The organism is Microbulbifer regidiadema (SeqCode) (assembly GCF_052467605.1).
This window is the reverse complement of sequence record NZ_CP174316.1, coordinates 3,797,343-3,807,500: the sequence shown is the minus strand read 5'-3', so window position 1 is coordinate 3,807,500 and position 10,158 is coordinate 3,797,343. Positions and strand designations below refer to the sequence as shown.

Genomic DNA, 10,158 nt, shown 5'->3' with positions numbered 1-10,158 from the left:
AAATCACTGTAAATCGAGTACAGGCCTCCGTATAGGTGGCTTACCCCAGCATTTCCCCCGCGCTCACGCACTGATCGCCGGCGTTGCCGCCTTTATCCTGATACTGGCCGTACTTATTCCCACTCCGGAAGTTTCCTCCAAGCGCACATCACTGCCGGTCAAGCTCTCGGCGGTAGCAGACAGCGATAAGGTCGAAAGCAAACCCGCCCTCACTTATACACCTGCGGAAACCCCACTGCTTAATGTCAGTGTTGAGGCGGTCAAATCGTTGAGCCTTGAAGTGCGCCGCGGAGATACGCTGTCAGACCTATTCGAGCGCGCCAAAGTAAGCGCCAAGGAAATGTACCAACTCCTCGGCAGTGGCAAAGAGGCAAAACAGTTGGCTCGCCTCACCCCGGGAGAAGAGCTGACGTTTAAAACCGATAGCGATGGCCAATTGCGCTCGCTGAAATTACAGCGGGATCGCCTCAACCAGGTGGAATTTACCCGCACAGAGGAAGATAAGTTCGAACACGCGCTGATAACTCGCGAACCTGATAGTCACCCTGCCTATCGACAAGCCAAAATCGACAGCTCCCTGTTCCTGGCCGGCAGTGATGCGGGCCTGAGCGACAATCTGATAATGGAGATGGCTGACGTATTCAGCTCTGATATCGATTTTGCCCTGGATATCCGCAAAGGCGATCACTTTAGCGTGATGTTCGAAGAGCAATTCCTGGATGGGGAAAAAATTGGCAATGGCCCCATTCTGGCGGTCAGCTTCACCAATCAGGGAAAAACTTATAGTGCGGTACGCTATGTGGATAACAGTGGTGACGCCAACTACTACACGCCGGAAGGCAAGAGTATGCGCAAGGCGTTTATCCGCACACCGCTGGATATAGTGCGTATTAGCTCTCACTTCAATCCGAGCCGCCTGCACCCAGTGTTCAAATCCCGCCGCCCTCACAACGGTACCGACTACGCCGCGCCACGGGGCACCCCAGTCTACGCCACAGGCGATGGGCGGGTTATTGCATCGGGCTATAGCAAGCCCAACGGCAACTATGTGTTTATCCAGCACGGCGAGCGCTATGTCACCCGCTACCTCCACCTGACCAAGCGCAAGGTCAAAAAAGGCCAACGGGTTAAGCAGCGCCAGGTGATTGGCACGGTCGGCTCCACCGGCTATGCCACCGGCCCACACCTGCACTATGAGTTCCTAGTGGATGGTCGCCACCGCAACCCCGCCACCATTGTGCGCAAGCTGCCCAAGGCGAAGTCCGTGCCCACTTCTGAGATGATTCGCTTTAAGAACCAGACACAGCCACTCCTGGCAAAATTAGAGAACTTCCAGGGGCCGGCACTGGCCCAACTGGACGAAGAAAGCCCACAATAAGCAGCGACACTATGCCCGATCTGTTTATCGGCCTGATGTCCGGCACCAGTGTCGATTCGATCGATGCGGTGCTGGTCGATTTTGGCGATGAAGAAGCTATGACCCCCCGTATTCTGGCCGCACTTGCCCACCCAATTCACAGCGGGCTGCGCGAAGCGATCCTGGGCCTGTGTGCCCCCGGTCCCTCAGAGCTGGATCGCGCCGGGCAGCTGGACCGAAAACTGGGGCAGGTTTTTGCCGAGGCCACCAATACCCTGTTAGCCCGAGCCGGCATTGAGGGCCGCTCTGTCACCGCCATAGGCAGTCACGGCCAAACCGTGCGCCACCGCCCCCCGGGCACAGTGACTACCCCCTTCACCTTACAGCTCGGCGACCCCAACACCATCTCGACGCTGACCGGTATCTGTACTATCGCGGACTTCCGCCGCCGGGATATCGCTCTCGGCGGCCAGGGGGCGCCGTTGATGCCGGCATTTCACCAGGCCGCTTTTAAAACGGATGGAAATCGCGCCGTCATCAATATCGGGGGCATGGCCAATATCACCGAACTGACCGCCGACGGCCAGGTTTACGGCTATGACACAGGCCCCGGCAATGTGCTGCTCGACTACTGGGTACAGCTGCATAAAAACCAACCCTACGACCGCAATGGGGACTGGGCCGCACGCGGTCGCGCCAGCCCCGAGCTACTGAACCGCCTGCTTGCCGACCCCTACTTCGCCGCCGCGCCGCCCAAGAGTACCGGCCGCGAAACCTTTAACCCCAGTTGGCTCGAACAGGCCTATACCGGTTTGGAGTTGGCCCCGGTAGATATTCAGGCAACTCTGTCTGAGGTAACCGCTGCCAGCATCGCCGATGCCGTGCATAACTTTGCAGAGGGAGGCGAACTGCTGACCTGCGGCGGCGGAGCAAAAAATAAGGATTTGATTGCGCGGCTACAGCGCCGCTTGCCCACCTGGTCTATCAACGATACCGGAAGCTATGGCATTGATGCGGACTGGCTCGAAGCGGTGGGGTTTGCCTGGCTGGCCCGCCAAACATTGAGGGGACTGCCGGGAAATTGCCCGGGGGTTACCGGTGCACAGAAAGAGGCAGTTTTAGGGGCTATTTACCCGCCCTAAAGCATAAGGGCGGGCCGGAGTTCCTCAAATAGAGAAAGAGGAACCACATCCACAAGTGGAGGAGGCGTTGGGGTTTTGCACCACGAAGCGGGAGCCGGACAGGCCCTCTTCATAGTCCACGTTGGCGCCCACCAGATAGGGGTAGCTCATCGCGTCAACCAATACCTCAATGCCATCTTTTTCTATGATGGCATCATCTTCAGCAACCAATTCATCGAAGGTAAAACCGTATTGGAAACCGGAGCAGCCGCCTCCGGTCACGAACACCCTGAGCTTTAGCTCCGGGTTGCCCTCCTCTTCCAACAGGCTTTTTACCTTGGCCACAGCCTTGTCTGTGACCACGAGTGGCGCAGGAGAAAAGGATACAGCTTCTGACATAAGTCTCTCTCAACTCATCGGGACATTCACCGCTCGTATAAAAGTTATAACGAGTGCAGCCCCGGGGGCGTCATCTTGCTTAAACCTAGCAATTCAGTCAAGTATTAACCGGCAGATAGGCCGGCACAACAAAGTGCCGCTATCTGCCCTCGGGCCTAGGATGCCTCGATAACTGTCTCGCCTTCAGCGTAGCCGAGCATATGGGGCTCGCCGACTCCGCTCAGGTCTGCGTTGGGGACAAGGGCTCCGTTGACCTGGGCACCTTTCAGCATTTCGATCAGTTTGTAGTGCACATTGCCCTCCACCATGGCCTTGGCGGCGAGTTCCAAATGGCGCGCGGCAAACACGTCGCCTTTGACATTGCCGTTAATCACCACCTGGGGTACGCGCACTTCACCCTCGACGACACCGCCATCCACAATTTGCAGGCGCGCATCGCTATCGCTGTGAGCGGTAATATTGCCGCGCACCTTACCCTCAATGACCAGGCTGCCACGGAAATGGATATCACCGCTGATCTCCGTCTGGCGCGCAATCAATGTGGTGTGGTTACTACCGGTATTGGCCATAGTTATCTGCTTCTCTTTTTTTCTTAACATAATCCCCAAACCCTCGTGCCTTTGGCACCTATGCTAACTTTCCTGTACCAACCAACCGTAGCGCTGCTCAATATTGAAGCCCTTGCGCCCAGAAGATTTAAGCGACAGCTCCACGCCTTCGGGCACAAAACCCTCCGGCAGGCGCAGCTCCCCCTCGATATTCTGAAAATATTTAAAACGCAGCTGAATCGACTCACTGTCCACCTGTTCCGACAGTTCCTTCAGCGGATAGCTCTTCGGCTCCCCGTCCTGGCGCCCCACTACAGTAAATGTGGCGCTGCCTTTGACAATATCCCGACGCGCTGCGGACTGCTTGACCTGTAACTTGTATTGGTAATTTTTGGGATCGCTGGTTTGCGAGAGGATAAATCGTCCGATGGACACCCTCTCACCGCCCTCTTCCGGCGCCATAACACCGCGATAGAAAGAGATTTCCTGTTTTAGCTCGGCAATCTGGCTTTCTTTCTGCACCAATTCCGCACGCACCGACTCGCTCGCCTGCTCACCGATGGTCAGCGACTGCTCGGCTGTGGCCACCCGCATGCGCAGGGATTCATTTTCGCCCTGTAGTGCGGTGAGGCGATCGAGCGCCTGCGTATGCTCCTGTGTCTTGCGCTCGAGGCTCTGGCGCAACTGATACTGCCCGGCAAAATAGGAAGCTGCCGAGGTAATCAATAATAAAAAAACGACCCCCGCTATGGCGATCACACCAGAGAAGGGTTTATCGGGCACCACTTTCATGCGGTACTGCTTGCTGCCTTTAACTTTGAGCACCATGAAATCTGCTAAGTCTTATCCGGGATTTATCGATTGTCGGGAAACACCCGATTCTAAGGCAGCAGTGCCGGGCTATCCAGGCCCAACGTCTCAGTTAAGCCAAACATAATATTCATATTTTGGATTGCCTGGGCCGATGCGCCCTTGGCCAGGTTATCAATAACCGATAAAACCAATACCGTATCCCGCTCCTGGGGTTGCAGCACTGAGATGCGACACATATTGGTTCCCCTGACCGTGCGCGTCTGAGGGTGGCTGCCCGCCGGCATCACATCCACGAAGGGCTCATTTTTATAGCGCTCTGCAAAAATCTGCTGAAGCTCACCGGCGTCAGCCCTGCCCGCCGATCGAGCGAATAAAGTCGCGTGGATACCGCGAATCATCGGCAGTAAGTGAGGGACAAAAGTTACCTGTGCCGGAGAGGATTCAGCGCTCTGCACCCGGCGGAGACCCTGCTCGATCTCGGGTAAGTGGCGATGCCCAGCCGCAGAATAAGCGCGGAAATTGTCGCTGTTCTCAGCCATAATCAAGTCGGTCTTGCCCTGCCGCCCCGCGCCGCTGACACCACTGGCCGCGCTGGCAATCAGTTCGCCGGGCTCAACCAAGCCCTTTTCCAACAGCGGTATCCAGCCCAGCTGAATTGCCGTGGGGTAACAGCCGGGGCAGGCGATCAACTGCGCCCCGGCAATCTGCTCCCGGTTCACTTCTGGCAAACCGTAAACCGCGCTCTGCGCCAGCTCGGGAGCAGCGTGGGCCTGGCCGTACCACTGCTCCCAGGTAGGGATATCCCTGAGGCGGAAATCGGCAGATAAATCGATCACCCGAACTCCACGCGCAATCAGCGCTGGCACCTGGGCCTGGGCAACTCCGTGGGGCGTGGCGAAGAACACAACATCACAATCCGCCAGCTGTTCGATATCCGGGCTGCAAAAAGACAGCGACGAGTGCCCTCGCAGACTAGGGAAAAGCTCGGCAACCGGGGTACCATTCAGCGAGCGCGAGGTGATCGCGGTGACTTCCGCTTGTGGATGTGTTGAGAGAAGCCGAAGTAATTCCACCCCGGTATAGCCGGTGCCCCCGACAATCGCTACTTTTATCACCTTGCTAAAATCTCCGGTATATCTGCCAACTGGGACAGTCATCGTAAAACCTATAAAACCAGACAGGCACTCTACCACAAGCCCCAGCACTTTAAGGATGTGTAGTGTCACAGCGCCCCAGTAACCTGCTGAAAAAATCATTTTCTCGGTATTTGCCCTGGCGCGGCCACCTGGAAAGTATGCGCCTGCGGCTCTCATCCAGGGACGCTTTAGCCCCCCTGCTGGGAATGGCCCTGATTACCGGTATCCTGGCCGGCGGCGTTACCGTATTTTTCCGCCTGGCGACGGAGTGGCCCACCGCCTTATTTTTGTCGATTCCACAAAATTACGAATCCCTGCCCCCCCTCTGGCGTTTTGCCCTGCCGGTGATCGGCTCCCTGGTGGTGGGAAGTATCTACCTATTCCTCAACCCCAGCCGCCGCCAAGCGGGGGTCGTTCACGTTCTCGACCGGCTGTACAACCACCAGGGACAAATGCCGATACAAAATGCTCTGCTGCAATTTGTTGCCGGTGCGGTGATATTGATCAGCGGCCACTCGGTGGGACGCGAGGGCCCGGCGGTGCACCTGGGAGCAGCCAGTGGCAGCTGGCTGGCAAAGGCACTACGGCTGCCCAACAACTCCGGTCGCAACCTATTGGGGTGTGGTGTCGCCGCCGCCATTGCCGCCTCATTTAACACCCCCTTGGCCGGGGTGGTATTCGCCATGGAAGTGGTGATGCTCGAATATACCGTAGCGGGCTTTTTACCGGTTATGCTGGCAGCGGTTGCCGGCAGCGCTATCACCCAGCTGACTTTCGGCAGCCAACCGGACTTTAATGTGCCGGCGATTCAGCTCAACTCCTTCACCGAACTGCCGCTACTTTTCCTCTGTGCTCTGGTTATTGGCGCGCTGGCCGGATTATTTATCCGCTCCCAGCGGGTTTTAATTCCCCAGCAGCGACACTCTCCGCTGCTGCGCCTGCTTCTGGTGGGGCTGATCACTGGCACCCTGGGTATCTGGGTGCCGGAAATTCTCGGCGCCGGGTACGACACCTTGCAACTGGCAATGCTGGGGGAGCTGGGGATCGCGAGCCTGGCGATGATTGTCGCAGCGAAATTAATGGCAACCGCCTTCGGCGCCGGGCTCGGTATTCCCGGCGGCGTAATCGGCCCCAGTCTGATTATCGGTGCCTGTGTTGGCGGCATCGCCGGCGTCCTGGCCAACGCGTGGCTGGGCGTGCATACGGCGAGCCCGGGATTTTATGCCATGGTGGGTATGGCGGCGATGATGGCCGCCATGCTCAATGCCCCTCTAGCTGCGCTACTGGCAATTTTGGAGCTCACTTATAACCCACATATTTTATTCCCCGGCATGATGATGATTGTGGTGGCCACACTAGTGAGCCGCCAACTCTTTTCCACCAACGGCCTCTATCAGGAGACACTGCGGGCACTCAATAAAGCGGGAATGCCAAGTTGGCGGCAGCAGATGTTGAGCAGCGTCGGAGTTGCCAGTGAAATGGATCAGAATTTTGTAGTAACCCCCCGGGAAATTAGCCGGGCGACGGCAAAAGCCTTAATTCAAAGACACCCCCAGTGGATATTGATTGATTTACCCCAGGAGCCAGCCCCGCAATTACTGCGCGCTGCGGACTTGGCCACCTTCCTGCGCGAAGTCCCTAAAGAGGCAATCGCCGATAACAACAGCACCTCCCCAGTGCCGGAAACAGTAAAAAATCCGGAAGATATTATCGATTTACTGAGGTTGCCCGGCGAACGCCGGCAGCTGGCCTCTCTAAGTTGGCGCGCCACCATGCTTGAGGCCTCGCAGAAACTGGAAAAAAGTGGGGCCGATGGCCTGTATATCTGCCGCCACAAAAGCGGCTCTCTGGACAATCGCACGGCGGGCATTATTCTGCCGCTACAAATTAACAATTTTTACCGGAAGTAATTTCTCTTCCCGTTTCTTGCAAGGGGACTTTCCATGCTGTGGATCAAGGCTTTTCACATTATTGCGATGGTGTGCTGGTTTGCCGCACTTTTTTATCTGCCGCGACTGTTTGTCTATCACGTCGATGCCACTGATGCCGTCAGCCGCGACCGCTTCTGTATTATGGAGCGCCGCCTCTATCGCGGCATTGCCATTCCCTCAATGCTCACAACCCTGGCTCTGGGCATTTGGCTCTACAGTTTGAACCCGGCCTATTACAGCTCCGCCGGCTGGATGCACGCGAAACTCACTTTTGTGGTGCTACTGCTCGGTTTTCACCATATTTGCGGCGCTTATGTTCGCAAGTTTGCCCAGGGCAGCGTTACCCGCAGCCGCCGCTACTTCCTAATATTTAACGAGCTCCCAGCGGTTGCACTGGTCGCCATCGTTATTTTGGTTGTGGTAAAGCCATTTTAATTTGGCGCGTATTCATTCCTTGCCCGAGGCGCTCAGCAACTAGAATTAGGCGCACAGCTAATGGCCGTCATGTAGAGCACTTATGGATACACCTCAGCCCGTTATTCTGACCGTTACTCACCACGATCCCAGCGGCAGTGCCGGCATTGCCGCAGATACTGAGACGGCGGTCAGTCTCGGTTGCCATGCGGCCTCGGCAGTTACCGCCATCAGCGTATGCAATACCGGTGAGCTGCTGGGGGTCGCCCCAGTCGATGACAGCCTGCTTATAGAGCAAACCCGGGCCGTTTTGGAGGATATGCCGGTCGCCGCGATCAAGGTCGGCTACCTGGGCTCCGTGGAGAATGTGCGTGCGCTGCACAGCGTGCTTCACGACTACCCGGATATTCCCGTTGTTATAGATCCCGATGCCACCCTGGCCGACAAGGAGAGCGTGCTCGCCCCACCTCTGTGGGAGGCCATGGTGTCGCTGTTGCTACCCAAGGCAACTATGGTCTGCCCCAACCGCAGGGAGGCCCGCGCCATGGCCGTTGAAGCCGATGTGCTCGACGCCATGGCCCAGGAAATCCTCGAATCCGGCTGTCGCTATCTGCTGCTGACCGGCGTGCCCCACGAGCAACAGCTGCAAAACCGGCTCTACGATGAGCGCGGCCTAAACCGGGAATTTAAATGGGAGCGTTTACAGCCAGCGGCCTACGGGGTCTGCGGCACCCTCTCTACCGCCATCGCCTGCCATATCGCCCACGGCCTGACCATTATCGAAGCCGTTACCCGCAGCCAGCAGTACGCCTGGAGTGCAATTAAGGACAGCCGCCGGCTGGGAATGGGAAGGCCGATCCCCAACCGGCTGTTCTGGTGCGAACGCTAAGCTTGGGCTGCCGGTACAAATTCTCCCCCTCCCGAGCGATCTCACCGTTTCCATAACGGTGAGTCCTCTGTCCACACAGTCTGTGACCGCTCGTCGCCAATCTATACATTGTCCTCAGACGCCACCCCCGCGATAATGCCCCCCAGGCCCTTTTTACAAAACCTGAAATAAGTTTATGAGTAAATCCGAGCAGCTCTTCGCAGAAGCACAGCAGTACATTCCCGGCGGCGTTAACTCTCCGGTACGGGCTTTTCGCGCAGTCGGCGGCACGCCGGTGTTTATCCGCCGTGCCGAAGGCGCCTACCTCTACGATGCCGACGAGAAACGCTACATCGACTACGTGCAATCCTGGGGACCCATGGTACTGGGCCACGCACACCCCGAGGTGATTGAGGCCGTGGTAGAGCAGGCCCAGTCCGGACTGAGCTTCGGTGCGCCAACCGAGCTGGAAACCGAACTGGCAGAAGAACTCTGCCGCCTGTGGCCGAATATGGACCTGGTGCGCTTCGTCAACTCCGGCACCGAGGCCACCATGAGCGCGATTCGCCTGGCGCGTGGATTTACCGGGCGCGACAAGATTGTGAAATTCGAGGGCTGCTACCACGGTCACTCCGACTCCCTGCTGGTTAAGGCCGGCTCCGGTGCCCTGACCATGGGTGTACCCTCTTCTCCCGGCGTTCCCGCTGCCCTGGCGGATCACACCATCACTTTGAGCTACAACGATGCCGATAGCGTACGTAGCTGCTTCGAAGAGTTGGGCGATCAAATCGCCTGTATCATCGTCGAGCCCGTTGCCGGCAATATGAACTGTATTCCGCCGGTACCTGGCTTCCTGGAAACCCTGCGCGAAGTTTGCGACCAGCACGGAGCCCTGTTGATTCTCGATGAGGTGATGACCGGCTTCCGCGTGAGCTTGACCGGAGCCCAGGGCTTCTACGGTATCGAGGCAGATATCACCACCCTCGGCAAAGTGATCGGCGGCGGTATGCCGGTGGGCGCCTTTGGCGGTAAACGCGAGATCATGGAACAAATCGCCCCCCTGGGTCCGGTTTACCAGGCGGGCACCCTGTCCGGCAACCCTGTGGCTATGGTCGCGGGCTTGGAAACCCTGCGTTTGGTGGAAGAACCCGCCTTCTACGAGCCTTTAATTGCCAAAACCGACCGCTTGGTAGAGGGCATCCTGGCAGCCGGTAAAGCCGCAGGTATCCCAATTACCGCCAACAAGGCCGGCACCATGTTCGGCTTCTTCTTCACCGAAGAGCCTAAAGTAACTAACTATCAGCAGGTAATGGCCTGCGATAACGAGCGCTTTAATCGTTTCTTCCACGGCATGCTGGAAGAAGGTGTCTACCTGGCACCGGCCTCCTATGAGGCAGGCTTTATGTCCGCAGCCCATACCGATGAGGATATTGAGGCCACAATCGCCGCCGCTGAACGCGTCTTCGCCCGTCTCGGCTAACCCTTCCCTCCAAGGCATCCACCACATGGTGGGTGCCTGTACTTCATCCCGGTATCACATCCTCCCCCAAGTAATTTAAATCAACACTTTG

10 protein-coding genes (1 of these 10 cut by a window edge) are annotated in these 10,158 nt (G+C 57.3%); 6 read left to right on the top strand and 4 right to left on the bottom strand.

The window, feature by feature from the left end; genetic code table 11:
* Together ACJJIF_RS17195 and ACJJIF_RS17190 are read left to right on the top strand one after the other, a co-directional pair.
* Positions 1-1,378, top strand: partial view of an OapA family protein gene (locus ACJJIF_RS17195; protein ID WP_444929545.1) — the 3' portion only. 5 nt of this gene lie to the left of the window's left edge; only the last 1,378 of its 1,383 coding nucleotides appear in the window; its start codon lies beyond the left edge, outside the window; its stop codon occupies positions 1,376-1,378.
* Between the two features lie 11 nt (positions 1,379-1,389).
* Entirely contained in the window at positions 1,390-2,499 is a 1,110-nt protein-coding gene (locus ACJJIF_RS17190) for an anhydro-N-acetylmuramic acid kinase (RefSeq protein ID WP_444929544.1), read from the top strand.
* A 24-nt stretch (positions 2,500-2,523) separates the two neighbouring features.
* Here ACJJIF_RS17190 and erpA read toward each other — a convergent pair whose 3' ends face one another.
* The 4 genes from erpA to argC form a co-directional block, all read right to left on the bottom strand.
* Positions 2,524-2,877: an iron-sulfur cluster insertion protein ErpA gene (gene erpA, locus ACJJIF_RS17185; protein WP_444929543.1), complete on the bottom strand. Its 354-nt coding sequence runs from the start codon at positions 2,875-2,877 to the stop codon at positions 2,524-2,526.
* Positions 2,878-3,032: 155 nt separating this feature from the next.
* A complete protein-coding gene (locus ACJJIF_RS17180) occupies positions 3,033-3,476 on the bottom strand; it encodes a bactofilin family protein (protein WP_444929542.1) in 444 nt (147 codons plus the stop codon).
* Between the two features lie 33 nt (positions 3,477-3,509).
* On the bottom strand, positions 3,510-4,253 hold the full coding sequence (locus ACJJIF_RS17175) for a DUF6776 family protein (RefSeq protein WP_444929541.1): 744 nt from the start codon (positions 4,251-4,253) through the stop codon (positions 3,510-3,512).
* A gap of 53 nt (positions 4,254-4,306) precedes the next feature.
* Entirely contained in the window at positions 4,307-5,353 is a 1,047-nt protein-coding gene (gene argC / locus ACJJIF_RS17170; RefSeq protein WP_444932376.1) for an N-acetyl-gamma-glutamyl-phosphate reductase, read from the bottom strand.
* Between the two features lie 104 nt (positions 5,354-5,457).
* Between argC and ACJJIF_RS17165 the strand changes: the two genes are divergently transcribed.
* The 4 genes from ACJJIF_RS17165 to hemL all read left to right on the top strand — a co-directional run bounded on the left by ACJJIF_RS17165 (position 5,458) and on the right by hemL (position 10,067).
* Positions 5,458-7,284: a chloride channel protein gene (locus ACJJIF_RS17165; RefSeq protein WP_444929540.1), complete on the top strand. Its 1,827-nt coding sequence runs from the start codon at positions 5,458-5,460 to the stop codon at positions 7,282-7,284.
* Between the two features lie 33 nt (positions 7,285-7,317).
* A complete protein-coding gene (gene hemJ / locus ACJJIF_RS17160; RefSeq protein ID WP_444929539.1) occupies positions 7,318-7,740 on the top strand; it encodes a protoporphyrinogen oxidase HemJ in 423 nt (140 codons plus the stop codon).
* 82 nt (positions 7,741-7,822) lie between these two features.
* Positions 7,823-8,608, top strand: coding sequence for a bifunctional hydroxymethylpyrimidine kinase/phosphomethylpyrimidine kinase (gene thiD / locus ACJJIF_RS17155; protein WP_444929538.1), 786 nt, complete (start codon positions 7,823-7,825; stop codon positions 8,606-8,608).
* A gap of 175 nt (positions 8,609-8,783) precedes the next feature.
* Positions 8,784-10,067 carry a glutamate-1-semialdehyde 2,1-aminomutase gene (gene hemL / locus ACJJIF_RS17150; RefSeq protein WP_444929537.1) on the top strand — a complete coding sequence of 428 codons (1,284 nt, stop codon included), beginning with the start codon at positions 8,784-8,786 and terminating at the stop codon, positions 10,065-10,067.
* The last annotated feature ends 91 nt before the right edge of the window (positions 10,068-10,158 follow it).

What these genes read in the sequence shown, in the direction of transcription:
- ACJJIF_RS17175 (WP_444929541.1), bottom strand. Translation starts at nt 4,253, where the DNA reads ATGGTGCTCAAAGTTAAAGGCAGCAAGCAGTACCGCATGAAAGTGGTG.
- hemJ (WP_444929539.1), top strand. Translation starts at nt 7,318, where the DNA reads ATGCTGTGGATCAAGGCTTTTCACATTATTGCGATGGTGTGCTGGTTT.
- thiD (WP_444929538.1), top strand. Translation starts at nt 7,823, where the DNA reads ATGGATACACCTCAGCCCGTTATTCTGACCGTTACTCACCACGATCCC.
- hemL (WP_444929537.1), top strand. Translation starts at nt 8,784, where the DNA reads ATGAGTAAATCCGAGCAGCTCTTCGCAGAAGCACAGCAGTACATTCCC.
- erpA (WP_444929543.1), bottom strand. Translation starts at nt 2,877, where the DNA reads ATGTCAGAAGCTGTATCCTTTTCTCCTGCGCCACTCGTGGTCACAGAC.
- ACJJIF_RS17190 (WP_444929544.1), top strand. Translation starts at nt 1,390, where the DNA reads ATGCCCGATCTGTTTATCGGCCTGATGTCCGGCACCAGTGTCGATTCG.
- ACJJIF_RS17180 (WP_444929542.1), bottom strand. Translation starts at nt 3,476, where the DNA reads ATGTTAAGAAAAAAAGAGAAGCAGATAACTATGGCCAATACCGGTAGT.